The organism is Bradyrhizobium sp. S3.2.6 (assembly GCF_040546885.1).
Classification (GTDB): Bacteria; Pseudomonadota; Alphaproteobacteria; order Rhizobiales; family Xanthobacteraceae; genus Bradyrhizobium; species Bradyrhizobium cytisi.
In genome coordinates this window covers 180,497-204,736 of record NZ_JBEPOS010000005.1, presented here as the reverse complement: position 1 = coordinate 204,736, position 24,240 = coordinate 180,497, and the positions used below count along the sequence as shown (strand labels likewise).

Here is a 24,240-nt window from a genome sequence, read left to right as displayed (position 1 = left end):
TGAGATGACTTTGAACGCCCTCTGGAACCTTGATCGATGACGCTGGGCTCTGACGTTTCCGGCCTGACCGCCACCGCAGCGAGTGCCGCTGCGAAGGGGCTGTCGATTGTCGTCCCCGTCTATAACGAGGCGGCGGGCCTCGCCGTCCTGCATCAGCGCATCTGCGATATCGCCAAGACCTTGCGGCAACGCTACCGGCTGTCCTGCGAGGTCATCTACGTCGACGACGGCAGCGCGGACGCGACGCTGTCGATCGCCCGCAGCCTGCCGGCCGATGCGGTCGATGTCCAGGTGGTGTCGCTGTCGCGCAATTTCGGCAAGGAGGCTGCACTGATGGCCGGCCTCGACCACGCCCGGCTCGGCGCGGTTTTGTTCATGGACGGCGACGGCCAGCACCCGCCGACGCTCGTCGAGCAGCTCGTGCGGCACTGGATCGAGGACGGCTATGATGTCGTCTACACCGCCAAGGCCCATCGCGACAACGAGCCCTTCCTGCGCCGGGTCGCCGTGCACGGCTTCTACGCGCTGATCAACTGGGGCGCGCGCCAAAAGATCCCGGAAGATGCCGGCGACTTCCGCCTGCTGTCGCCGCGCGCGGTCGCAGCGCTGCGGCAGCTGCCGGAGCGCAACCGCTTCTTCAAGGGCCTGGCAAGCTGGATCGGCTTCCGCCAGATCCGCGTAGACTACGAGCCGGCGCCGCGCACCCATGGCGTGACGACCTTCAGCGCCGCGCGTCTGCTTGGCCTGTCGATCGAAGGCGTGACCTCGTTCTCGGTGGCGCCGCTGCGTTTTGCGAGCCTGCTCGGTGTGATCCTCGCCGGCGGCGCCTTCCTGTTCGGCCTGTCGATCCTGTGGGAGGTCTGGACCACCGGCAAGCAGGTACCCGGCTATCCTTCGCTCGTGATCGGCCTGATGACGATCGGTGGCGTGCAGCTCATCATGATCGGCATCGTCGGCGAATATATCGGCAAGATCCTCTCGGAGCTGAAGGCGCGTCCGATCTACTTCGTCGCCGAGCACAGTGAAAAGCATTTCGAGACCGGCAAGGCCGACGACGCGTCGAAGAGGACGGCGGCCGAATGAGTGCGGCGGCAGCGCCGCGGCCGATCTGGCTCTGCGCCGACGATTACGGCATCAGCCTGGGTGTCAATCGCGCCATCCGCGACCTGGTCGCTCGCGGCCGCCTCAACGCGGCCTCGGTGATGATGGTGGGCCCCGCGATCGAGCGTGGCGAGATCGATACGCTCCAGGCCGCAGCGAAGACGAGCCCGCGCTGCGCGATCGGATTGCATGTGACGCTGTCGGCGCCGTTCCGCCCCCTCACCATGCATTTCCGGCCGCTCGACGGCGACATGTTCATGGCCTTTCCAAAACTGCTGCGCGCCGGATTTCTGCGGCGGCTCGACCGCGAATTCTTTCGCAACGAGGTGAGAGCGCAGCTCGCAGCTTTCGCAGAAGCCTTCGGCCGCGCGCCCGATTTCGTCGACGGCCATCAGCATGTGCAGCTGTTTCCGCAGGTGCGCGACGGCTTCCTCGATGCCGTCAGCGAAGCGGCGCCCAACGCGTGGGTGCGCCAGGGCGGACGCGACCTGCCGCTGGCGCAACGGCTGGCGTCGCCGAAAGCGATGGTGCTCGATGTCCTCAGCGCGCAATTCCGCCGCCGGGCCAAGCGCGCCGGTCTTGCGTTCAATCCCGCATTTGCGGGCGCCTATGATTTCACACGCGCGGCCGATTTCGGCGATCTGATGCGGCAGTTCCTGGAAGGTCTTCCCGAGGGCGGCCTCGTGATGTGCCATCCCGGCTTCGTCGACGAGGTCCTCACCGGCCTCGACCCGATGACGGATGTCAGGGAACGCGAGCATGCCTATCTCGCGAGCGACGCCTTTGCGCAGCTTCTCGCGACCAGCCACGTGACATTGCAATGAAACCGGCGAAATCGAGCCCGCGGGGCAGTCTGTCGCATACCGAAATTTAATCCGGCCGCCACTGTTGGGGCCACAATGGAACCCTACATTCCGCTTGCGCTTGTTTCGCGCGAGGGAGACAGACCATGACGCCGCAGGAACGCCAGCTCGTCGACGACCTCTTCGATCGACTTTCGAAACTGGAAAATGCACCGCGCGATCCCGACGCGATCGCCGCGATCTCGGACGGCTTACGCAAGGCGCCGGGCGCAGTCTATGCGCTGGTGCAAACAACGCTATTGCAGGACGAAGCGCTGAAGCGCGCGCATAACCGCATCCAGGAGCTGGAAGCAGCCCATGCGCCGGAGCAGTCCCAGTCCGGCGGCTTCCTCGATACCATGCGGGACACGCTGTTCGGCTCGAGCCCGTCGCGCGGCTCGGTTCCGAACGTGCCGCCGCATGACTCCCGGCCGGTCTGGAACAGCGGCCAGGCGATGCAGCAGGCCCAGCCGGGCTACGGCCAGCCGCCTTATGGTCAGGCCTACGGACAGGGACCAGGGCAAGGCTATGGCGCCCCGCCGGTCGGTGGTGGCGGCGGCTCGTTCCTGGGCACGGCAGCCGCGGCCGCAGCCGGTGTGGTCGGCGGCTCGCTGCTGCTCTCCAGCATCCGCGGCATGATGGGCGGACCGCATCAGCAGGCGTTTGGCGACACCAACGCCTTGGGTGACCGCAGCCCGTGGGGCGGCAGCGACCAGTCGGGCGGCTCACTTGCCCGCGATGCCGGCCTCAACGACATCGGCTCGAACCGTGATCGCGACGACTCGCGTCAGGGCTTCCTCGACCAGGCGTCGAACGATCGGGATAACAACGATCAAAGCGACGACGACAATAGCGACAGCAATGTCGACCTCGCCGACGACAGTGACTTCGGCGGTGGAGACGATGGCGGCAGCGATTACGCGTAAGGCTGCTACTTCAAACCAAAACGGCCACCTAAAGGGTGGCCGTTTTCATTTCGAATGTCAGGCGCTCACATCACCACGACCTTGGTGCCGACATTGACGCGGCCGTAGAGATCGATGACGTCCTCATTGCGCATGCGGATGCAGCCGGAGGAGACGTTGGTGCCGATGGTCCAGGGCTCGTTGGAGCCATGGATGCGGTAGAGCGTCGAGCCCAGATACATCGCGCGTGCGCCGAGCGGATTTTCCGGGCCGCCTTCCATGTGCCGCGGCAGATCGGGGCGGCGTGCGATCATCTCCGCCGGCGGCGTCCAATCCGGCCATTCGCGCTTGGCCGTGATCGACTTCACGCCGCTCCAGGTGAACCCCTCGCGTCCGACGCCGATGCCGTAGCGCATCGCCCGGCCGTTGCCCTCGACGAGATAGAGAAACTTGTTGTTGGAATCGACCACGATCGTGCCAGCGCTTTCCTTGCCGCTATAGTCAACAAGCTGTTTCTCGAATTTCGGATCGAACGAACGCTGCCGCGGATCGATTGCCTCCTGCTGGAGACCTGCACCTTGCTGATATCCGCCCTGCATCTGCGGCTCGCCCATCGGCGGCAGGCGGCGTGGATCGTTGTAGGCGGGCTGCTGCTGATAGATCGGCTGCTGCGGCGCATAGGCCGGACCGCGGCCGGGCCCATCGCCGAACAGGAACTCGATGAAGCCGCCGCCCATATTGGCATTGGAGGCGACGCGCACCGGCGCCGGCGGCATATGCGGCTGGTAGAGCACCGCGGGCGGATCGTTCGGCATCGTATTGTCGAACGCGCTGGCGCGGTCGGCGCCGACAAGGAAGGCGCAAGCGCTGCCGAGCAGCGCGACAGACATTTTCTTGAACATCGACGTACTCTGTACTGTTTCGTCTAGTTGCATTCGCCGCCGAACGCGGCTTGCTGTCCGCGTCCTCGACGTGGTCAATAAAGAGCAAACTCCGTTTCGTTTGGTAAACAGAATCGACGTTTCGATTCACCACGTCGCGCGCGGCGGGACAATTTGGCGGTCAGCGTTTATTTTCGATGAAGGGCGGAGCCTCATGGTTAATCGCCCGTTTGCATGTCGTCGCGCGCGGCCGCACGACAGTTCCTGCCGTGAACCTCGTGTTAAATTGCTTCTGCCTACAAAGACGCGTGAGTGAGGTGGGGGGAGTTCCTGATGGCTGTTCACCGCAAGCGTTTTCGTGTCGAGGATATCGCCGGTGGCGAGATGCCAATTCTTGACGTAGCAGAAGAGGCAGGCCCGATGCATACCGAGATTATGGCGGAGCTGCGCGCGATCCGCGCACAGATGGCAAGGGGCACTGTGCCCATGTCCGGCAGCGCAGCCATGGCGGCGATCGACGCCTCCACGAACCAGGAGCTTTCCGACGCACGCACGATGCTCGAGACCTATCGGGCCCAGATCGAGCAGTGCGAGAAGCTGAAGGTCGAGCTCGACCTCATCCATGACGCCATCGACCGCACCAAGCGCGAGATCGCGACGCTGCACGGCAAGAGCTTTGACGGCGGCGAAATGGCCAAGGTCAATGGCGAGCTCGGCGCGGTGGTCGGCGGCACCGAACAGGCGACCCAGCAGATCCTCGAAGCCGCGGAGTCGATCGACCAGGCGGCTAGCGCGATGTCCAAGGTGCAATCGGCCGATCAGCAGAAGCGGCTCGCCGACGACATCCAGGAACGCGTCATCTCGATCTTCGAGGCCTGCAACTTCCAGGACCTGACCGGCCAGCGCATCAGCAAGGTCATGGGCACGATGAAGTTCATCGAGCAGCACATCAATGCGATGATGGAAATCTGGGGCGGCGTCGACGCGATCAAGGCCCACGTGCCGGCGCAGGTGGATACCCGCAGCGAGGACGACAAGCTGCTCAACGGCCCGAAGCTCGCCGGCGACGTCGGTCACGCCTCGCAGGACGATATCGACGCGCTGTTCGACTAAGCGACGCGACAGACGGAAAGCAAACGCCGGCGAGAAGCCGGCGTTTTTTCGTCATTGCGAGCGCAGCGGAGCAATCCAGAGTCCCTCCGCGGAACCAGTCTGGACTGCTTCGTCGCACCAGCGCAAAATTGCTTCGCAATTTTGTCGCGGGCTCCTCGCAATGACGAGCGGTTAGAGCTCGGCCCGCCTCACGCCCTCGGCGCGCAGCGGACGTAGACCATGTTGCCGTAGCGGGTGGCGGCGTCCTTGTCGACGAAGCGGGTGATCATGACGCGGCCGTCGAAGGAGACGATCTCGCGGTCCTGCTCGCCCGGCGTCGGGCCGGGGGGGCCGATATAATTCTTGCCGCCCGGCGAGCCCTTCAGCCGCAATTCCTGCGGCGTGGCCTGGTCGGCGAGATGCATGACCACGCCGCCGGAGGTGCCGGCGCCGATCACGTAGGGATTCTTGCACTGGGCGCGCGCGGCCGCCTCGGTGCGGGCGCGGTCGGCCGGGTTCTGGAACGAGGCGAGACCCCAGCGGCCGACGATCTCGTCGCCGCGGATCGAGGCTGGCATTTCCGGCCCGGTGCCCGGCTCGGCCTCGGGCGCCGGCTGGGACGAGGAAAAGGACGGCAGGCTCATGCCGCCGCCGCAGGCGCCGAGCAGCAGCGCCAAGCAAGAGGCCGCCGCCAGATTGGCAACCGTGCGCGCGTGAGCTGAACTGATCATGGCATTCCCCCGAACAAGACCATGGCCGCATCCCTCCCGCAGCCAAGCGCAAAACCGCAGCCGTAGCAATGACGTCTTAATATACGCCCGCGCCGGAATCGAGTTTCCGTAGACACCATCCTATATCCGCCTCACCAATCGCTTAACCACCTTTGCTTGACAGGATCGCAGTCAAGCCATATCCCCTGCGCACTATTAGCACTCGGAAAGACCGATTGCTAAGGGGCGCCGTTTGATCCTCGGGCAGAGGATGGACGGGAGCGCCGCCCTCACCCACTTCCGCTACTTTCGGAAAACTGAGCCTCCAAAGGGAAACGTCATGGCTAAGTCCAAATTTCGTCCGCTGCATGACCGTGTCGTGGTCAAACGTATCGATGCCGAGGAAAAGACCAAGGGCGGCATCATCATCCCCGACACCGCCAAGGAAAAGCCGTCCCAGGGCGAAGTCGTCGCCGTCGGCCCCGGCGGTCGTGACGAGGCTGGCAAGCTGATCCCGATCGACCTCAAGGTCGGCGACCGCGTGCTGTTCGGCAAGTGGTCGGGCACCGAGGTCAAGATCGACAACGAGGAGCTCCTGATCATGAAGGAGTCGGACATCATGGGTGTGATGGCCTAAGGCCAGACGCCTGAACAGCCGCTGAATGCCATGCCCGGATCATCAGGTCCGGGCATCCATCATTCCGCAGCACAGCATCAAACAAGACACATCACGACATAACAGGGATTGCAGACCATGGCTGCCAAGGAAGTCAAGTTTTCCGGAGACGCGCGCGATCGCATGCTGCGCGGTGTCGACATTCTCGCCAACGCCGTCAAGGTGACGCTCGGCCCCAAGGGCCGCAACGTCGTCATCGAGAAGTCGTTCGGCGCGCCCCGCATCACCAAGGACGGCGTCACCGTCGCCAAGGAGATCGAGCTCGAGGACAAGTTCGAGAACATGGGCGCCCAGATGGTGCGTGAGGTCGCCTCCAAGACCAACGACCTCGCCGGCGACGGCACCACCACCGCGACCGTGCTGGCCCAGGCCATCGTGCGCGAAGGCGCCAAGGCGGTTGCTGCCGGCATGAACCCGATGGATCTCAAGCGCGGGATCGATATTGCGGTGACGGCCGTGGTCAAGGACATCGAGAAGCGCGCCAAGCCGGTCGCCGCTTCCTCCGAGGTCGCCCAGGTCGGCACCATCTCGGCCAACGGCGACGCCGCCATCGGCAAGATGATCGCGCAGGCGATGCAGAAGGTCGGCAACGAGGGCGTCATCACCGTCGAGGAAAACAAGTCGCTCGACACCGAAGTCGACATCGTCGAGGGCATGAAGTTCGACCGCGGCTATCTCAGCCCCTACTTCGTGACCAACCCCGAGAAGATGACCGCCGAGCTCGAGGACGCCTACATCCTCCTGCACGAGAAGAAGCTCTCAGGCCTGCAGGCCATGCTGCCGGTGCTGGAAGCCGTGGTGCAGTCGGGGAAGCCGCTCGTCATCATCGCCGAGGACGTCGAGGGCGAGGCGCTGGCAACCCTGGTTGTCAACCGCCTGCGTGGCGGCCTCAAGGTTGCGGCCGTCAAGGCGCCGGGCTTCGGTGACCGCCGCAAGGCCATGCTGGAAGACCTCGCGATCCTGACCGGTGGCCAGCTGATCTCCGAGGATCTCGGCATGAAGCTCGAGAACGTCACGGTGAAGATGCTCGGTCGTGCCGGCAAGGTCGTGATCGACAAGGAGAACACCACGATCGTCAAGGGCGCCGGCAAGAAGCCGGAGATCGAGGCCCGCGTCGGCCAGATCAAGGCCCAGATCGAGGAGACCACCTCGGACTACGACCGTGAGAAGCTTCAGGAGCGTCTCGCCAAACTCGCCGGCGGCGTCGCGGTGATCCGCGTCGGCGGCGCGACCGAGATCGAGGTCAAGGAGAAGAAGGACCGCGTCGAGGACGCGCTCAACGCCACCCGCGCCGCGGTGCAGGAAGGCATCGTCCCCGGCGGCGGCGTGACGCTGCTGCGCGCCAAGAAGGCTGTGGGGCGTCTCACCAACGCCAATGCCGACGTGCAGGCGGGCATCAACATCGTGCTGAAGGCGCTGGAAGCTCCGATCCGCCAGATCTCGGAGAATGCCGGCGTGGAGGGCTCGATCGTGGTCGGCAAGATCCTCGAGAACAAGTCCGAGACCTTCGGCTTCGACGCCCAGACCGAGGACTATGTCGACATGATCGAGAAGGGCATCATCGATCCCGCCAAGGTGGTGCGCACCGCGCTGCAGGACGCCTCCTCCGTGGCCGGCCTGCTGGTGACCACCGAGGCCATGGTCGCCGAAGCGCCGAAGAAGGAAGCCCCGCCCGCGCCGGCCGGCGGCGGCATGGGCGGCTTCTGAGCCCATCCTCACCCGATAGTGTTGCGAAGGCCGCCTCCGGGCGGCCTTCTTTTTTGTCGACACTCACCTGCGCTTCAACCGGCGGCCAAAACCCACTACGGTGACGCCGATTCCATTCTTTCGAGGACTTTCGTCAATGCGCGCGCTTCTGGTTTGTTCGACCGCCCTTTTGGCGGCCCTGCTCGCCGTCTCTCCCGAGGTCGCCTCCGCCCAGATGAAGCTGTCGCCGAAGGCCACGGCGCCCGGCGGCATGGAGACGCGCTATTTCACCTCGATCGACGGCCTGATGGATGGCAATGCCGACGTGATCCTGAAGGAGACGCGGCAGGGCAAGACGGTCACCGCAGCCGTGCTCGACGTCTGCTACCCCGTCGCCAAGAACTCCGACCGCAAGGACCGCTTCGTCGTCAATCTCCAGATCGCAGGCCAGACGCTGAGCGGCACAACCTCGAGCCTCGGCGCGAAAGCGCCAGTCACGGTCAAGCTCACGCGCAAGCCGACCGGCGACACCTTCGAGTTCCGCGGCCAGATCGGTATCGGCCAGGCCGTGACCGAAGTGACCTCGCCTGACAATGCCGATCTCAGCGAGAAGGAATTTTTGGACAACCAGACCACCGACGACGGCATTACGCCCCAGCCGAAGGATTTTACCGAAGTCTCGCCCGAAGCGATCGCGGTCAAGGTCAAGCTGGATAACGCGACCGACTTCCTGAAGAGCCTCAAGGGCCAGGACGTCGAGGTGACGCTGGCAAGTCTCAGCGTCGGCTGCGACGCGCTGCGCGCCGGCGAGCAGACCATCAACATGTCGGTCGACCCGGAGCGCTCGGCCGCACTGCTCGCGAAATTCAAGGCGATGCCGGGTGTCACCGCCGCCGGCTGGACCGCAGGGCTGGCGGAGATGGACCGCACCATCCGCATCCCCGCCGCCGACTGGCGCGACGGCGACAAGATCAACCGCGACAAGCTTGCCACCGCGGTGGCTGGCGTGCTGGGCAAGACGCTTGCGGCAAAGCCGGTCTCGCAGAGCTTCAACGCCGCCACCGGCAAGCTCAAGCTGGTCTTCAAGCGTCCGAACCAGGATTTCCCGGCGCTCGATCTCACCGACACGATCGAGGTTTCGGGCCTCGTCTCCGCCGACAAGCCGGGGCCGACCGACAAGCTGCTGGTCTGGATCGGCAGCCCCTCGACCACGACCGCCGATGAGAGCAGCGGCGCGAAGCTCAACGTATCGGATGAGGCGAGCGCCGATGAGGAAGGCGACCAGCCCGACGACAACGGCTCGATCGAGGCGCTCGCCAGGGAGCTGAAGGGCCAGCGCTGGGACGCCGACAAGTCGGTGTGGAAGTAGGCGCACACAACAACGCGCTGTCATCGCCCGGCTTGGCCGGGCGATCCAGTACTCCGAGACGATTGTGATTGAATAGATAGGCCGCGGCATACTGGATTCCCCGCCTTCGCGGGGAATGACCAGAGCGAGCCTCAATTCCCGTTGGTACGAAACCGCAGCGGCTTCGGGCCGATTAGCGTGAGCATGTCGCCCTGGCGCTTCCAGGTCTCGGCAGCGGCGAGAGCGGCGACGAGATCGTCATCGGCCTGGGCCTTTGCCGGCGGACAGGAGCGATCCTGAATTGCGCCGGGAACGAAAATCACGGTGTTGCCGGCCACCGAGAACTGTCCCTTGCCGCCCTTGCACCAGAGCTCGATCACGACCTCGCCATTGTCACCGATCTCGATGTTCGGAATTCGTTTCGAACCGGGCTGCGGCACGGCCTCCAGCGTCATCTCGGTACCGAAGGGAAAGCCCTCCTGCGCATGCGCGACTGTGGACATCGCAAGCACCGCGGCCGCCGCACATACCATCCGCTTGAACGAAACCATGAGACCTCTCGATCGACCTGACTCACCGGATCTTCTATAAGACAGCGAAGCCTTTGAGAAGATTCGTCGATCCAAGACACAAAAAATCCCCGCGAGCCGAGACCCGCGGGGAATTTCATTGTAACACGCCTCCCCGTTACTTCAGCACCAGCGCGGTGAACGGCCAGACGTAGGCCTGCAACGTCACGAGCACGCCGACCAGGCAGGCCAGCACGATCGAGTGCCAGAACACGAAGCGCAGGATCGTGCCTTCGTGGCCGTACCATCTGGTGGCGGTGGAGGCGACAACGATCGATTGCGCGTCGATCATCTTGCCCATCACGCCGCCGGACGAGTTCGCCGCCGCCATCAGGATCGGCGACAGGCCGATCTGCTGCGAGGTGATTTTCTGGAGGTTGCCGAACAGGATGTTCGATGCGGTATCCGATCCGGTCAGCGCCACGCCCAACCAGCCGAGCAGCGTGCCGAAGAAGGGATAGAGCACACCGGTCGCGGCGAAGGCGAGACCGAGCGTGGCGTCGACACCGGACAGGCGGGTGAGCGTGCCGATCGCGAGCATCGCTGAGATCGTGATCAACGAGATCGCACACAGCCGGATGGTGCGGCCGTACTCGGTCAGCAACCTGCCGGGACCCACGCCCATCAGGATGCCGGAAATGATCGCCGCGATCAGCATGCCAGTGCCGGTGAACGACAGGTAGGTGAAGCTGAACACCGCACTCTCCTTGGTCGGCCCTGGCGCGACCGGCGGCATCTTGTTGATCATCTGGTGCAGTTCGGGAACGGCGTAGTTCCAGGTGAAGATCCCGTTCGCCCAGGTCTTGAAGGCGCCGTTACCCCAGATCAGCATGACGATGCAGACGATGATCCACGGCAACAGCGCGCTCCACAGCTCGGCCTGCGTGAGCGGAGTTTTGTCGAGCGGCGTTGTCGTGCCCATATGCGATACCGATTCGTCGCGGCCGCGCAGCGCAGCCGAGAGCCACAGCTGCTTCGGCTGCCACACCTTCAGGAACAGGATCAGCGCGCCCATCGAGATCAGCGACGCCCCGATGTCGACGATCCAGGGATTGATGTAGTTCGAGATCACGAATTGCGGGACCGCGAACGACACGCCGGTGACGAGGATCGCCGGCCAGATGTCCTTCATGCCCTTCCAGCCCGCGAACGCCCACACCACCCAGAACGGTACGATCAGCGAGAAGAATGGCAATTGCCGTCCGACCATGGCGCCGAGGATGTAGGGATCGAGCCCCGTGACCGAGGCAAGGCCCTGGATCGGCGTGCCCAGCGCGCCATAGGCGACCGGCGCCGTGTTGGCGATCAGCGACAGGCCGGACGCCGCGAGCGGCGAGAAGCCGAGCCCGATCAGCACGGCGCCGGTGATTGCGACCGGTGTGCCGAAGCCCGAGGCCCCCTCGAAGAAGGCGCCGAACGAGAAGGCAATCAGCAGCAATTGCAGCCGCCGGTCCTCGGTGACGCCGCCGACCGCGCGCTTCAACAGCTCGAACCGCCCGGTCGTCACCGTCACCTGGTAGAGGAAGATGACGTTGAGAACGATCCAGCCGATCGGAAAGAAGCCGGTCACAATGCCGAGGATCGAGGCGCGGATCGACATGTTCACCGGCATGGTGAAGATGAAGATCGTGATCAGGTTGGTCACGATCACGGCGATAACAGCTGCGATATGGGCCTTGACGCGCCCGCTCGCGATCAGGACCAACAGCGTAACGACGGGTATCGCCGCCGCGATCGTCGACAGCACGGGGCTGTGCAGCGGATCATAGATTTGATTCCACATGGTCTTCCTCCCCCACGCGTTTATGTGGCAGGCCGGCAAGCGTGGGCGGCGGGCCTGCTCGACGTTGGAAGCGATAACCCCCGAGTTGGACGCGAATTCCTCGCGAAAGCCGCGGTTCCCGCCTGCTCACAAGCTCGCGAAAATCTGGCAGCCCCCACCCCCACGCCGTTATGCCCATGCTAGGGTTGCAAGCCGCGGCTAGCCAACGCAAATTGCAGAACTTGCGACTTTAGTCTAAGCGCATCCATTTTCTGCCATGCCCTCAGCCGCTTGGCTTTGGCGCCGCTGTGCATATCCGTCAGGAGATCGCCCTCTGTGAGAAACATCAGCGCCACGCTCGCGACCGTCTGGCGAATCGCCGGCCCGTATTTCCGATCGGAGGACAAATGGGCCGGCTGCGGCCTGCTCGGCGTCGTCGTCGCAATGGAGCTGGCGCTCGTCGCGATCAATGTGCTGCTCAATCAGTGGCAGAACCGGTTCTACAGCGCGCTCCAGGCCTACGATCTGAATGAGTTCGTCATGCAGGTCTGGATCTTCCTCGGCCTTGCCTTCACCTACGTGGCGCTGGCCGTCTACAAGCTCTACCTGAACCAGTGGCTGCAGATCCGCTGGCGGCGATGGCTGACGCAACACTATCTCGGCGAATGGCTCGACGGCGCCACGCATTACCGCATGCAGCTGAAGGGCGACGCCGCCGATAACCCGGACCAGCGTCTCACCGAGGACGTCACGAACTTCGTCGAGCAAACGCTCGTCCTCGGTCTCGGCCTGCTGTCGTCCATCGTGACGCTGGCATCGTTCATCGTCATCCTCTGGGGTCTGTCCAACAGGGCGCCCCTGCATATTTACGGCACCGATATCGTCATCCCGGGTTTCCTGGTCTGGTGCGCGCTGGCCTACGCGCTCCTGGGTACGGCACTGACGCACTGGATCGGCGCGCCGCTCATCAATCTTTATTTCGAGAAGCAGCGCTACGAGGCCGACTTCCGCTTCAACCTGATCCGCGTGCGCGAAAATTCCGAGCAGATTGCACTCTTGAAGGGAGAGAGCGCGGAGCGAGGTCATCTCCTTCAGCGCTTCGGCTACGTCATCGGCAACTGGTATGCGATCATGAGCCGGACCAAGCGCCTCACCGCCTTCACGGCGAGCTACGGTCAGGCTGCGACGATCTTTCCCTATGTGGTGGTCTCGCCCGCCTACTTCGCCAAGAGCATCCAGCTCGGCGACATGATGCAGACCGGCTCGGCGTTTGGCCAGGTGCAGGATGCGCTGTCCTTCTTCGTCACGGCCTATCGAACAATCGCGGAATGGCGCGCGATCGTCGCGCGTCTCGACGGCTTCGAGATGTCGGTCGATGCCGCGGCAAACCTGCCGGCGCATGAGGCGACGATCGAACTCAGGGCGGCAGGCGGCAGCCGCAATATCGGCCTCGAGAAGCTCTGCGTGTATCTCCCCAACGGCACGCCGCTGGTCGCAGCCGACGGCTTCGCCATCCAGGCGCCCGAGCGCGTGCTCGTGACCGGGCCGTCGGGCTCCGGCAAGTCGACCCTGTTCCGCGCCATCGCCGGCATCTGGCCGTTCGGCACCGGCACCATCGCCATCCCCGCGCAGGCGAAGCTGATGATGCTGCCGCAACGCCCCTATTTCCCGGTCGGCGCGCTGGGGGACGCCGTGATCTATCCCGCAGCACCCGGCGCATTCCAGGCCACCCAGATCCGGGACGCGTTGATCGCGGTCGGCCTGCCCGACCTCGCCGAACGGCTCACTGAGGACGGCCACTGGAACCGGATGCTGTCGCTCGGCGAGCAGCAGCGCCTCGGGCTCGCCCGCGCGCTGCTGCATGGGCCGGACTATCTCTTCCTCGACGAGGCCACCGCCTCGCTCGACGAGGCATCCGAGGCGCGGCTCTACCGGCTGCTGGCGGAAAAGCTGCCGCAGGCCACCATCGTCTCGATCGGCCATCGCTCGACGCTCGACGCCTTCCACACCCGCAAGGTGGCGATGGCAAAGGACGGCGCGATCCATGTGCTGGGCAATGGCAGTGCGCCGGCCGAGCCAGAGCCGAGCGCGGCTCGCTGAGCGCGCAGGAAGCGGCGCCCAAAACAAAAGGGCGGCAGATAGCTCTGCCGCCCCCGTTAGTCGTCTCGGGACAAACTTACTTCAGGTTGGTCATCGCCGTCAGGTCGAAGGACAGCTTGGCGATACCGGCCGTGCCGCACCAGTTGGAGCCGACGCCGGTCGGGTTGATCGCAGTGACGTTGGTGGTACCGGAGCCGTTGAAGGCGCTGGTGAAGGCGTTGCAATTGCCCTTGTTCAGGTCGGTGTCGGAGTAACGCAGGTCCAGCGTGAACACCTTGTAGGTGAAGCCGATGCCGACGTTCCAGGTGTTGTAGTCGGCGTACTTGATGCCGTTCGGGAACGGCCCGGTAAAGCCGGGATTGGTGAAGGTCGTGCCGTAGAAGGAGTCGCTGGTGCCGAGGAACTGGCGACCGAACTCGCCCGACACATACATGCCGACGCCGCTCGAACCGAAGATCGTGCTGGGCGCAGTGTACTTGGCGGTGATCGAGGCGTAGTCGCCCCAGGCGCCGGAGTTCAGGAAGTTCGGCGAGTAGTACTCGTTCAAGCCGACCGACCAGTTGTCGTTGATGGTGTAAGTGACCTTGCCGTAAACTTCGAAGAAGCTGACATCCTTCTTCATGACGTTGCCGTTGGGAAGGAAGTTCGCGAAGCATTCCGCGCTAATCGGGTTACCGCCCGCGTCGACAGCCAGGCCGCCGTTGCCGCCGTTGTAGCAGGTTCCGCCCGGATACAGGTAGCCCCAGACGCCGATGTCGAAGGCGAACGCGCCGAAGGTCGGGCGGATACCGCCATAGACGTCGATTTCGGCCGCAGCGCGGTTGGCGAAGGAGATGCTCTCCCCGGACACGCCGATATAGAGCTGGAGGTCCTTGTTGATGTTGTAGCGGGGCTCGAAATAGGCGGCGACCGACGGCTTGTGGTTCGACTGGGTCACGCCGCGGAAGATGTAGTCGCTCATGATCGCGCCGCCGAAGGCGATATCCCAGGGATCAAACGCGGGCGGCGGCGGCGCCTTCAGTGCCTTCACGTGCAGATCTGCCGCGAAAGCCGAACCCGTCACCATTGCCAGCGCCGTTGCTAACAAAGTCACTTTTTTCATTTCGATCCCCATCACCAGTTCTAGACCCCGGTCGAGTTCCGGAAGCCCCCCGGGGCCACCCGACCTGATTGCAAATTTCGTTACCGCCGCAATCTGGATTGAGGGATGTGAACCGTGAAGCAAAAAACACGGGCATCTGCCGACTTTTTGGGCGTTCTGACGATTCCACGAAAGGTTGTTGGCCGGTGTTGCTTCCCGATCACATTATTTTCACTCCAAAGTGCACAGAGCCGTCCGGGATACTACGTAGGTCCGCGGCACCGTGGCGCGCGTGCCACGAATCAGCTGACTCAAAAAAGGGCAACTTCCGGCCGCAGCCGAAGCGGCGATGCAAAAAGGCCGCAGCGTTACCGCCGCGGCCTTCCTGTTGTCGATCATGGTCGGGGAATGAAGTCGGCCCTTGGGCTGAGCTTGGGCCCCAACCCTTGAGGCCTAACCTTGTCCTTCGGCCGGCGTCGGCTCCGCAGAAGACGAAGGCATCGCCCAGCTTGTCTCGGCGGCAGGCTCGGGTGCCGGTGCTGCCACTGGAGCTGCCGGCTTCGGCGCGGGAGCTGCCTTCGCCTTCTTCGGTGCGGCTTTCTTGGCGGCCTTCTTCGGCGCGGCCTTCTTCACGGCCTTCTTGGCCGCAGCCTTCTTTGCCGTCTTCTTGGCGGCCTTCCTCGGCGCAGCCTTCTTGGCCGATTTCTTCGCAGACTTCTTAGCGGATTTCTTGGCAGACTTCTTGGCGGACTTCTTGGCCGCCTTCTTCTTCGTCGCCTTCTTCGCCGCTACAACCTTCTTGGCCTTTTTGGCCTTCTTGCTTTTTTTCTTACTCGATTTCGCCATCGTGATCCTCCTGTTGCCGCCGTACAATGGTCGATCGGGCGCCCTTCAGCCGTCACCTCCGGACGAAAGCTCAGCGCGACGCATCCAGTGCCGGTCGCGCCCCGCCCGTAGCCCAATCGAGAAGCTCAATCGTGTGTACGACCGGGACTGACGTGCCACTGGCAATCTGCACCATGCAACCGATATTGCCCGCGGCAATCATGTCCGGCTTGACGCTCGCGATGTTGGCAACCTTGCGATCGCGCAACCGGCCCGCAAGCTCAGGCTGGAGAATGTTGTAGGTCCCCGCCGAACCGCAACACAAATGGCTCTCCGGGACATCTTTCACCACGAATCCATTCTTGGAAAGCAATTCTTTCGGAAGCCCCGTGATTTTCTGCCCGTGCTGCAACGAACACGCGGAATGATAGGCGACAACGATGTTGTCTTGCCGTGCAGTCGTTTGCAATCCGAGGCCCGCGACGTATTCGGTGATGTCCTTCGCAAGCGCGGACACCTTTGCCGCATCGGCTGCGAACGCGCCGTCCTCGCGCAGCAGATAGCCGTAGTCCTTGATCACCGTGCCGCAGCCGGACGCCGTCACCAGGATGGCGTCGAGCCCCTCGCCAGCGGCTTCCTTCTGCCATGCCGTGACGTTGGCCCGGGCCCGGCCCAGCGCGTCATCGTCGTGACCGAGGTGATGGGTCAGCGCGCCGCAGCATTGCTCGTCCCTGACCAGGACGACCTCGATGCCGTGACGGGTCAGCAGGCTGATGGCGGCCTGGTTGATGCGCGGCGCCAGCACCTGCTGGGCGCAGCCCTGGAGCAGCGCGACCCGGCCGCGCTTCTTGCCAAGCGCAGCGAACACGCTGCCCGGACGCGCGCCCGGCGCCGGCAGCCGCCCTGGGGCCAGCGCCAGCATCGCCTTGAGGCGCTGGATCAGGCCGGGCGTGGCCGAGGGCCGCGGGGTCGGCAGGAAGACGGCAAAGGGCCGGGCCAGCTGTGCCAGCCGCATGCTGATGCGAAACCGCTGCGGGTCGGGCAGCACGAAGGCCAGCACCTGGCGCAGCAGCCGCTCGGTCAGCGGCCGCTGATAACGCTGCTCGATCCTGACACGGGCCTGATCGACGAGGTGCATGTAGTTCACCCCGGAGGGACAGGTCGTCATGCAGGCCAGGCACGACAGGCAGCGGTCGACATGCTTGACCACCTCGGCCGTTGGTGCCTGGTCCTTCTCCAGCATCTCCTTGATCAGATAGATGCGGCCGCGCGGGCTATCGAGCTCATCGCCGAGCAGCACATAGGTCGGGCAGGTCGCGGTGCAGAACCCGCAATGAACGCAGGCGCGCAGGATCTTGTCGGCTTCAGCGATGTCGGGGTCCGCAAGCTGCGCGAGTGAGAATTCGGTCTTCATGCCGCAGTGCCCCGCGTCAGCCGTCCCCGGTTCAAAATGGATTTTGGATCGAAACTGGTGCGGACCCTATCGCTCAGCGCGGCAATGCCGGGCGATTGCGGATGGAACACGTCGACGCTGCGCCTGACGTCGTCAGCGGCCCGGATCAGCGTGGCATGCCCGCCGAACGCATTGGCCCGCTGGCGCACGGCCTGGGCATGCGCGTCGGCCGTCGGCGGCAGTGCCGCCCAGATCAGCCCGCCGCCCCAGTCGTAGATGACGTCGCCGCCGGTCTCGCGCGCCAATTGCGTGCCGAGCGCCGCGCCCGAAGCCGGCGGACAGACGATCCGCCACACCGGCCAGCCGCCAAGCACACCGCTGGCCGCGAACGGCAGCACGTCGCGGATGGTGGCCCACAGCGTGGATGACGCTGCGTCCTCGATCAGCGTTGCGGTTCCGAACGGCGCCAGCAATTCGAGGAGCGAGCCGGCGCGATGGGCGGCGGAGGCCGTGATGCCCTCGAGCCGCAGCACCGTCAACGCCTCGCCCTGGCCGGCGATATCGCCAAGCCCGTCGGTCTTGGCGCGGTAGGCCGATTTCGGCAGATGCGCGGCGGCGGAGACGTCGAAGGGCGAGCCGAGGGCCGCAATCATCGCCTTGTTGGCGGCCGCATCGTCGAGCCCGCGCAGCAGCAGCGTCCGCTCGGCCTCGGGCTTGGGCATCACCTTCAGCGTCACTTCAGTCATCACCGACAGCGTGCCCCAGGAGCCAGCAAGCAGCTTGCAGAGGTCGTAACCTGTGACGTTCTTCACCACCTTGCCGCCGGTCTTGAAGCTGTCGCCGAAACCCGAGACCGCATGCGCCCCCAGGAGATGGTCGCGCGCCCCGCCCGCCTTGATCCGGCGCGGGCCGGCCAGCCCGGCCGCGATCATGCCGCCGATGGTGCCTGATACGGGCGTGCCGAGCAGCGGCGCCGTGTTGATCGGCTCGAAGGCGAATTGCTGGTTCTTGGCATCGATCAGCGACAGCACGTCGGCCAGCGGTGCGCCGGCCTGGAGCGTCACGATCAATTCATTGGGCTCGTAGGAGGTGATGGCGTTGAGCGCGGAGACATCGAGCACGGCGTTGGTCGCCATCGCATGCCCGATGCTGCGCTTGGAGCCATGACCGATGATCTCGAGCGGCTGCTCATTGGCAATCGCCGCGCGCACCACCTCTTCGACGTCTTTGGCGTCTCTGACCCTGAGCGTATCCACGCGTCTAGCGGGTAACGAAATTTGGCCCCAAAATCAAATGCGGACACCGAACAGGGAGCGGAATGCGTCAAGCCCGGTATCGGTGATCTCGACCGAGCGCCCCTGCGGCCTGCGGCGGATCCAATCCCGCTGGAACGCCAGCTCAGCGAGTGCCGCACCTGCCCGCCCTGCCAGATGCGGCCGGCGTTCGCTCCAGTCAAGACAGGGCCGGCACAGCACCCGCCGATGCCGCGACGACGGGCGGAGATCAATACCGAAACTGCCGAGGAACGCCGTGCCCGCTTCCGTCAGCTCACCAACCTCCTGGTCGAGAACCAGATATTCGCGCTCCCGCAGCGCGTCCGCGAGGGCGACACCGAGCTCGCCCGCGAGGTGATCGTAGCAGGTCCTCGCTTGCCGCATCGCGGCATCGATCCGTGCCGGCGGCCGCGTGGCTTGCGGACCTGTTACGGCGACCGTCATCATGCCCTCCAGGACCTGCGCGACGAGCGGTGTGGCCAGCCGGTACAACCGGCGCGGCCCCCGCCGCTCGACTTTCAGAAGCGCGTGCTGCACCAGCCGGCCGAGATGCCAGCTCGCCGTCTGCGGCGTGACGCCGGCGACCAGCGCCAGCTCGCCCGCGGTCTGCGCGCGTCCGTCCATCAGTCGCGACAGGATCAGGGCCCGGCCGGGATCGGCGATCAGGGCCGCTAGGTCGGCGAGCTCGCGTGCGATGGTCGGCATGGCCGGCTCCGGCATGTGACGAAAACCCATCCTGCTTGTCGCACCGGACGTCGCCGCAACGTTTCGATCAGGATCGAAATGTTCACGACATCGACACTTCGATCACCAGCGAAGCCAACCGGCAAGACATCGCGAGATGGTCGCAGCGATCGCGATCGAAGACGAAGCAAGGGATCTCTCGCCATGGACGGCGGCGTCATCTCAGGCACAGGAGCAAGGAGCAAAGACAATGAACCACTATGCAACACAGAAATCGATCAGCGACGCTGTCGACGGCGGCGGCCTGCTCGTGGTCGCGCAATGGGAGGCCAAGCCCGGCGAGGCCGACAGGATCGCAGCCATCCTCGATCGCTTCCTGCCGGAGGCGCAGCGCGAGGACGGCGTCAAGCTGTTCCTGATCTCGCGGGCTACGGACAATCCGGCGCAGTTCCTGTTCTACGAGCTGTTCCGCGACGAAGCCGCGTTCAAGGCACACCAGGAGAGCGCGCATTTCAAGACCTACATCGCCGGCGAAGCGCTGCCGCTGCTGGCGAAGCGTGAGCGCGCGCAATACGGGCTGCTGTAAACGCTCGTGGAGGGAAGCGCTCGCGTCGCAAGCTCTTCCCTCCATAAGATCCTAGAACCGCGGAATGTCCGGGAACGCAACTTTACCGGCATGCACATGCATGCGGCCGAGCTCGGCGCAGCGGTGCAGGGTCGGAAACACTTTTCCTGGGTTGAGCAGGCCCTGGGAGTCGAAGGCGCATTTCAGCCGCTGCTGCTGGTTGAGATCGATCTCGGTGAACATGTCGGGCATGAGATCACGCTTCTCGATGCCGACGCCATGCTCGCCAGTGAGCACGCCGCCGAACTCGACGCAGGCGCGCAGGATGTCGGCACCGAAGGCTTCGGCGCGCTCGATCTCGCCGGGCTTGTTGGCATCGTAGAGGATCAGCGGATGCAGATTGCCGTCGCCGGCATGGAACACGTTGGCGCAGCCGAGCTGGTATTTTTCCGAGAGCGCGCGGATGCGGGCGAGCGCCTTCGGCAGCGCGCCGCGCGGGATCGTGCCGTCCATGCAGAGATAGTCGGGCGAGATGCGCCCCACCGCGGGAAACGCAGCCTTGCGGCCGGCCCAGAACAGATTGCGCTCGGCCTCCGAGGTCGAGATCTGGCAGGTGGTCGAGCCGCAGCCATTCGCAATGGTCTCGACGCGCGTGATCAGCTCGTCGACCTCGATCTTGGGACCGTCGAGCTCGATGATGAGCAGCGCCTCGACGTCGAGCGGATAGCCGGCATGGACGAAGGCTTCGGCGGCATGGATCGCGGGCTTGTCCATCATCTCCATGCCGCCGGGAATGATGCCGGCGCCGATGATGCGCGCCACGCATTCGCCGGCCGCCTCGACCTGCGCGAAACCGACCATCAGCGCGCGCGCCGTCTCCGGCTTCTGCAGGATGCGCACCGTGATCTCGGTGATGACGCCGAGCAGACCTTCTGAGCCGGTAATGACGCCCATCAGGTCGTAGCCGGAATTTTCGCACCCCTTGCCGCCGATGCGCAGGATCTCGCCGCTCATCAGGACAAATTCGCAACCGAGCACGTTGTTGGTGGTCATGCCGTATTTGAGGCAGTGCACGCCGCCGGAATTTTCCGCGACATTGCCGCCGATCGAGCAGGCGATCTGCGAGGACGGATCGGGCGCGTAATAGAAGCCGGCATGCGCGACCGCCTGGCTGATCGCGAGATTGGTGACACCGGGCTCGGTGACGACGACGCGATTGTCGAAATCGATCTCGCGGATGCGCTTGAACTTGCCGAGACCCAGCAGCACGCCGTCCTCCAGCGGCAACGCGCCGCCGGATAGCGAGGTGCCGGAGCCGCGCGGCACCACCTTGATGCCGTGGGCGGCACAATATTTCAGGACGAGCGAGACCTGCTCGGTGGTGTCGGGCAGCACCACGACCATCGGCGGCTGCCGATAGGCGGTCAGCCCGTCGGATTCATAGGCCCGCATCTCGGCAGGCGTATCGATCACGCCCTCGCCGGGCACGATCGCGCGCAGTGCAGTAACGATCTCGGCGCGGCGCGCGAGCACGGCCTGATCGCTCGCAGGCATCATGATGGCCATGACTTGTCCTTCCGGCTCACGCCGCAGTGTCGATTTGTCGCGACAAATCAACCACGTCCGGGGCCGTTTGGGTAGGCCATCCGAAAGTCGGAGCAACGATCTTCCGGCGAGTTCGCTCTGGGACAAGTGGGAAATCATGAAACCTGTCATGGTTTCGCGGCTTGTCCAAGCCGAGCGGGCCGTGCCAAAACCGGCAGGGTTCGACGATCGCCGACCGAATAAGACCCCACCGGGAAAGAGACGAAGAGCACCCTATGAAAAAACTGACTTTTGGCGCGCTGATGATCCTCACCGTCACTGCCACGGCCACCAGCGCGATGGCGCAGGATGCCGCGGCCGGCAAATCGTCGTTCAACAAATGCCTGGCCTGCCACGCCATCGGCGAAGGCGCCAAGAACAAGGTCGGCCCCGAGCTCAACGGCCTCGACGGCCGCAAGTCCGGCACCGCGCCGGATTACAGCTATTCGGACGCGAACAAGAATTCCGGCATCACCTGGAACGAGGCGCAATTCAAGGAATACATCAAGGACCCCAAGGCCAAGATCCCCGGCACCAAGATGGCGTTCGCCGGCATCAAGAACGAGACCGAGATCAACAATCTGTGGACCTATGTGTCGCAGTTCGACAAGGACGGGAAGATCAAGCAGTAAGCGGGTGAGCGGCGGCCGCTAATCCGCGGCCGCCTGCGCCGCGGCGACTTGACCGATTATTGTCTCGATCTCCGTCTTCACGAGATCCGGCACCGCGTTCTGCACCATGTGGCCGAGATCGGGCAGCACGATCAGCTTTGCGTTCGGCACCGCCGCTGCGAAGGGGCGCGCGTGGATGTCGGTCTTTACCGTCTTGTCGGGCTCGCCGGCGATGATCGTGACCGGCACCCTGATCTTGCCGTAGCGTGGAGCCTGCTCGGCCACCGACGCCTTCAGCGTCACCAGATCATAGGCATTGGCGATGAATTCGCGCGGACGCAGCAACAGCGGCGTCGCGGACTCCTTCACGAAACCGTCCGGCATCGTCTGCGGCAGGAAGACGCTGCGCGCGCCAGACTCGGCGACGAAATAGCCCAGTGGCAGCGTGATGGTGTAGGCGAGCAGCGGCCCAATCACCGGCATTGCGATGATCTCGTTGTAGCGGCCGACGCCGCCGCGCCAGGGATGGGTCACCGGCGCCAGCATCACGAGGCCGGCGACGCGGCTTGCGTGATCGAGCGCCAGCCGCGCGCCGAGCGCCCCGCTCCATGAATGCGCGACGAAGACGGCGCGATCGATCCCGAGCTTGCCAAGCGCCTCGTCGATCATCCGCGCCTGGATGTCCGGCGTCGAATCCTGCCGTCGCGCGCGCGTGCTCCAGCCATGGCCGGGACGGTCGATCAGGATGACGCGATGCTGCTTGGCCAGGAGGTCGCCGAGCGGATGCCGCATCACTTCGAGGTTGGAGCTCGCGCCATGCAGCATCACGATCGGCAGGCCGGCATCGCGCGGACCGATGTCGACGACATGGAGCGTCGCACCCTCGACCTCGATCATCCGGCCCTGCGGCGGAAAGCTACGCTGCACGGCGACGATTCCGGCCTGCGTGACCACCGCCAGCAGAACCAGCGCGGTCGCAATTGACATCACGATCATGGAGAAAGTCCGGGCAATCCAGGGCACATGGCAGCTACGGGTCTTAGCACACGGCAGTTCGCCCGGTGGGCGTCAGCGCTTCCACCGGAAATGCCGGGGCTGTGGATATGTGCATAATCTCAATCTGCAAAAACGCAATGGAATCAATGGCATTCCTAGGCGACACACAAGCCTCGGATCAGCTTCATGCAGTCGTCATGGCGGCTTCCTTATAATCGCCACGGTCGGTTCCGCCATCTAGGCGCGGGTGGGCGCCGATCCTCCTCGCAACCTCACGGCTGCGGGAAAGGCCGGCAGGATTTGTCCTGGCTTGAACCGGAGGATTTTTCGATGAGCTTGAGATCGAACGATACTGCAATCGACGAGATCGTCGCGAGCTGCAACGGCGACCTGCGCGGTGCCGTGCGGGCGCTGCTCCTGATCAACGAGCATCTCGAGACGGAGCTTGCAAAGGCTTACGCAGCGGCCGTCAATCGCGGTCTTGCCGAACGCGGCGGCAGCGTTCTGCACTAGGCCTAGCCTGCGCCGTCCTCGGCCTTTTGCTCATCGGGCGTGAGTGCGGGACAGGCGCGAATGGTCGAGCGTGCCAGCTTGGCATCGTCCTTGGACTTGTAAGGACCGTCGCCGAACCAGATGTCGCCGTTGATGACCGGATTGCTGGTCACGATGTTGCATTTGCCGGTGGCGCGATTGCCGACCACCCAGAACAGCCCGTCGGCAAGGCTGATCGTTCCCGACGCCAGCAGCAAGCTACAAGCAAAGATCAAACGCTTCATGGCTTTTGCTCCTGCCATGCAGGTAGGCCTGCGGCGGCGCCGGCAATAGTCCTTGCGACGTTGCGCCTCCGATCGTGGTTAATCGGCGGGCGCCACAACCGCTCAAGAAATGATCGAGTTAGAGGCTAGATGTCGCGGCCTTCGACCTTCTCGGTCAAAGCCTTCACCTGATCGGGAATCTTCTCGAGGTGCGGATTGACGGCGAGCGCCTTGCGATAGGCCTCGAGCGCGCGCTTCTCGTCGCCGACGTCCTGCATGATCATGCCGAGCCCCGCGAGCGCGCCAAAATGACGGGGCTCCCTGGTGAGCACCTCGCGGATGTCGGCGAGCGAGCGGGCATAATCGTTCTGCATGTAATAGAGCGTGGCGCGCCGATTCCAGGCTTCGATGTAGTCGGGGCGGAGCTTAATGACCGAATCCAGCAGCTTGATCGCGACGTCGATCTTCTTCGCATCGACGGCCGCCTTGGCCCGCGCCATCAACAATGCTGCGGTGTCGCTCGGGGTCTGGAGCCAGATCGCCCAGATCCGCGCCTCGACATGCTTGGCGCTGTCTTCGTCAGGGGCGGCCTTCAGCGCGCCGAACAGGAAATCGAGATTCTTGGTGCGCTCGGCCTTGGGCAGCTTGGCCGGCGCTTCCGGCAGCTTCTTCTGCTGCTTCGCCGGAGGGGCCGGATCATCCTGCGCCAACACGGGCGCGAAGCCGGCGGTCCCGAGAACCAGAGCCAGGCACAGCGTGCGCGCGAAAGGGAATCTCACTGCCATCATCAAAGTCTAAAC

24 protein-coding genes are annotated in these 24,240 nt (G+C 64.4%); 11 read left to right on the top strand and 13 right to left on the bottom strand.

What is annotated here, in order from left to right; translation table 11 throughout:
- Nucleotides 1–36: 36 nt before the first annotated feature.
- The 3 genes from ABID58_RS13170 (at nucleotide 37) to ABID58_RS13160 (ending at nucleotide 2,869) form a co-directional block, all read left to right on the top strand.
- The gene (locus ABID58_RS13170; protein WP_148755079.1) at nucleotides 37–1,083 is read left to right on the top strand and encodes a glycosyltransferase family 2 protein; all 1,047 of its coding nucleotides are present in this window, start codon (nucleotides 37–39) and stop codon (nucleotides 1,081–1,083) included.
- Nucleotides 1,080–1,925 carry a ChbG/HpnK family deacetylase gene (locus tag ABID58_RS13165; protein ID WP_354032944.1) on the top strand — a complete coding sequence of 282 codons (846 nt, stop codon included), beginning with the start codon at nucleotides 1,080–1,082 and terminating at the stop codon, nucleotides 1,923–1,925. The genes ABID58_RS13170 and ABID58_RS13165 overlap by 4 nt, the downstream gene beginning before the upstream one ends.
- Nucleotides 1,926–2,050: 125 nt before the next feature.
- A complete protein-coding gene (locus ABID58_RS13160) occupies nucleotides 2,051–2,869 on the top strand; it encodes a DUF2076 domain-containing protein (protein WP_354032943.1) in 819 nt (272 codons plus the stop codon).
- Nucleotides 2,870–2,934: 65 nt separating this feature from the next.
- Here ABID58_RS13160 and ABID58_RS13155 read toward each other — a convergent pair whose 3' ends face one another.
- Nucleotides 2,935–3,750 (bottom strand): L,D-transpeptidase, encoded by an 816-nt coding sequence (locus ABID58_RS13155; RefSeq protein ID WP_354032942.1) that lies wholly within the window; start codon nucleotides 3,748–3,750, stop codon nucleotides 2,935–2,937.
- A 312-nt stretch (nucleotides 3,751–4,062) separates the two neighbouring features.
- Here ABID58_RS13155 and ABID58_RS13150 point away from each other — a divergent pair, with 312 nt between their 5' ends.
- A complete protein-coding gene (locus tag ABID58_RS13150; RefSeq protein ID WP_354032941.1) occupies nucleotides 4,063–4,842 on the top strand; it encodes a protein phosphatase CheZ in 780 nt (259 codons plus the stop codon).
- A 188-nt stretch (nucleotides 4,843–5,030) separates the two neighbouring features.
- On the opposite strand, the gene ABID58_RS13145 is transcribed toward ABID58_RS13150, so the two are convergent.
- Nucleotides 5,031–5,552 (bottom strand): hypothetical protein, encoded by a 522-nt coding sequence (locus ABID58_RS13145; RefSeq protein WP_354032940.1) that lies wholly within the window; start codon nucleotides 5,550–5,552, stop codon nucleotides 5,031–5,033.
- A 319-nt stretch (nucleotides 5,553–5,871) separates the two neighbouring features.
- Between ABID58_RS13145 and ABID58_RS13140 the strand changes: the two genes are divergently transcribed.
- The 3 genes from ABID58_RS13140 (at nucleotide 5,872) to ABID58_RS13130 (ending at nucleotide 9,262) form a co-directional block, all read left to right on the top strand.
- Nucleotides 5,872–6,168, top strand: coding sequence for a co-chaperone GroES (locus ABID58_RS13140; RefSeq protein ID WP_014491914.1), 297 nt, complete (start codon nucleotides 5,872–5,874; stop codon nucleotides 6,166–6,168).
- A gap of 117 nt (nucleotides 6,169–6,285) precedes the next feature.
- Nucleotides 6,286–7,914 (top strand): chaperonin GroEL, encoded by a 1,629-nt coding sequence (gene groL / locus ABID58_RS13135; RefSeq protein WP_148755073.1) that lies wholly within the window; start codon nucleotides 6,286–6,288, stop codon nucleotides 7,912–7,914.
- A 136-nt stretch (nucleotides 7,915–8,050) separates the two neighbouring features.
- Complete coding sequence (locus ABID58_RS13130) at nucleotides 8,051–9,262, top strand: hypothetical protein (protein WP_354032939.1); 1,212 nt, start codon at nucleotides 8,051–8,053, stop codon at nucleotides 9,260–9,262.
- Between the two features lie 131 nt (nucleotides 9,263–9,393).
- Here ABID58_RS13130 and ABID58_RS13125 read toward each other — a convergent pair whose 3' ends face one another.
- The gene (locus ABID58_RS13125) at nucleotides 9,394–9,792 is read right to left on the bottom strand and encodes an META domain-containing protein (protein ID WP_354032938.1); all 399 of its coding nucleotides are present in this window, start codon (nucleotides 9,790–9,792) and stop codon (nucleotides 9,394–9,396) included.
- A 136-nt stretch (nucleotides 9,793–9,928) separates the two neighbouring features.
- The gene (locus ABID58_RS13120) at nucleotides 9,929–11,593 is read right to left on the bottom strand and encodes an L-lactate permease (RefSeq protein WP_354032937.1); all 1,665 of its coding nucleotides are present in this window, start codon (nucleotides 11,591–11,593) and stop codon (nucleotides 9,929–9,931) included.
- 315 nt (nucleotides 11,594–11,908) lie between these two features.
- On the opposite strand from ABID58_RS13120, the gene ABID58_RS13115 reads away from it, so the two are divergent.
- The gene (locus ABID58_RS13115) at nucleotides 11,909–13,672 is read left to right on the top strand and encodes an ABC transporter ATP-binding protein/permease (protein WP_148755069.1); all 1,764 of its coding nucleotides are present in this window, start codon (nucleotides 11,909–11,911) and stop codon (nucleotides 13,670–13,672) included.
- 76 nt (nucleotides 13,673–13,748) lie between these two features.
- On the opposite strand, the gene ABID58_RS13110 is transcribed toward ABID58_RS13115, so the two are convergent.
- The 5 genes from ABID58_RS13110 to ABID58_RS13090 form a co-directional block, all read right to left on the bottom strand.
- Nucleotides 13,749–14,774: a TorF family putative porin gene (locus tag ABID58_RS13110; protein ID WP_354032936.1), complete on the bottom strand. Its 1,026-nt coding sequence runs from the start codon at nucleotides 14,772–14,774 to the stop codon at nucleotides 13,749–13,751.
- 432 nt (nucleotides 14,775–15,206) lie between these two features.
- Nucleotides 15,207–15,599, bottom strand: coding sequence for a histone (locus tag ABID58_RS13105; RefSeq protein WP_354032935.1), 393 nt, complete (start codon nucleotides 15,597–15,599; stop codon nucleotides 15,207–15,209).
- Between the two features lie 70 nt (nucleotides 15,600–15,669).
- Complete coding sequence (glcF, locus tag ABID58_RS13100; RefSeq protein ID WP_354032934.1) at nucleotides 15,670–16,992, bottom strand: glycolate oxidase subunit GlcF; 1,323 nt, start codon at nucleotides 16,990–16,992, stop codon at nucleotides 15,670–15,672.
- Nucleotides 16,989–18,227, bottom strand: a complete 1,239-nt coding sequence (locus ABID58_RS13095) for an FAD-binding protein (RefSeq protein WP_354032933.1) — start codon at nucleotides 18,225–18,227, stop codon at nucleotides 16,989–16,991. The genes glcF and ABID58_RS13095 overlap by 4 nt, the downstream gene beginning before the upstream one ends.
- Nucleotides 18,228–18,260: 33 nt before the next feature.
- Nucleotides 18,261–18,950 carry an ArsR/SmtB family transcription factor gene (locus tag ABID58_RS13090; RefSeq protein WP_354032932.1) on the bottom strand — a complete coding sequence of 230 codons (690 nt, stop codon included), beginning with the start codon at nucleotides 18,948–18,950 and terminating at the stop codon, nucleotides 18,261–18,263.
- A 229-nt stretch (nucleotides 18,951–19,179) separates the two neighbouring features.
- On the opposite strand from ABID58_RS13090, the gene ABID58_RS13085 reads away from it, so the two are divergent.
- Entirely contained in the window at nucleotides 19,180–19,515 is a 336-nt protein-coding gene (locus ABID58_RS13085) for a putative quinol monooxygenase (protein ID WP_354032931.1), read from the top strand.
- 51 nt (nucleotides 19,516–19,566) lie between these two features.
- Here the strand turns inward: ABID58_RS13085 and ABID58_RS13080 are convergent, their stop codons facing one another.
- Nucleotides 19,567–21,060 (bottom strand): FAD-linked oxidase C-terminal domain-containing protein, encoded by a 1,494-nt coding sequence (locus tag ABID58_RS13080; protein WP_354032930.1) that lies wholly within the window; start codon nucleotides 21,058–21,060, stop codon nucleotides 19,567–19,569.
- Nucleotides 21,061–21,314: 254 nt separating this feature from the next.
- On the opposite strand from ABID58_RS13080, the gene cycA reads away from it, so the two are divergent.
- Complete coding sequence (gene cycA, locus ABID58_RS13075; protein ID WP_148755061.1) at nucleotides 21,315–21,710, top strand: cytochrome c-550 CycA; 396 nt, start codon at nucleotides 21,315–21,317, stop codon at nucleotides 21,708–21,710.
- An 18-nt stretch (nucleotides 21,711–21,728) separates the two neighbouring features.
- Here the strand turns inward: cycA and ABID58_RS13070 are convergent, their stop codons facing one another.
- Complete coding sequence (locus ABID58_RS13070) at nucleotides 21,729–22,685, bottom strand: alpha/beta fold hydrolase (RefSeq protein ID WP_354032929.1); 957 nt, start codon at nucleotides 22,683–22,685, stop codon at nucleotides 21,729–21,731.
- 330 nt (nucleotides 22,686–23,015) lie between these two features.
- Here ABID58_RS13070 and ABID58_RS13065 point away from each other — a divergent pair, with 330 nt between their 5' ends.
- Nucleotides 23,016–23,198 (top strand): hypothetical protein, encoded by a 183-nt coding sequence (locus ABID58_RS13065; protein WP_354032928.1) that lies wholly within the window; start codon nucleotides 23,016–23,018, stop codon nucleotides 23,196–23,198.
- A 2-nt stretch (nucleotides 23,199–23,200) separates the two neighbouring features.
- Here ABID58_RS13065 and ABID58_RS13060 read toward each other — a convergent pair whose 3' ends face one another.
- On the bottom strand, nucleotides 23,201–23,461 hold the full coding sequence (locus ABID58_RS13060) for a hypothetical protein (protein WP_354032927.1): 261 nt from the start codon (nucleotides 23,459–23,461) through the stop codon (nucleotides 23,201–23,203).
- Nucleotides 23,462–23,586: 125 nt separating this feature from the next.
- Entirely contained in the window at nucleotides 23,587–24,225 is a 639-nt protein-coding gene (locus ABID58_RS13055) for a tetratricopeptide repeat protein (protein WP_354032926.1), read from the bottom strand.
- Between the last annotated feature and the right edge of the window lie 15 nt (nucleotides 24,226–24,240).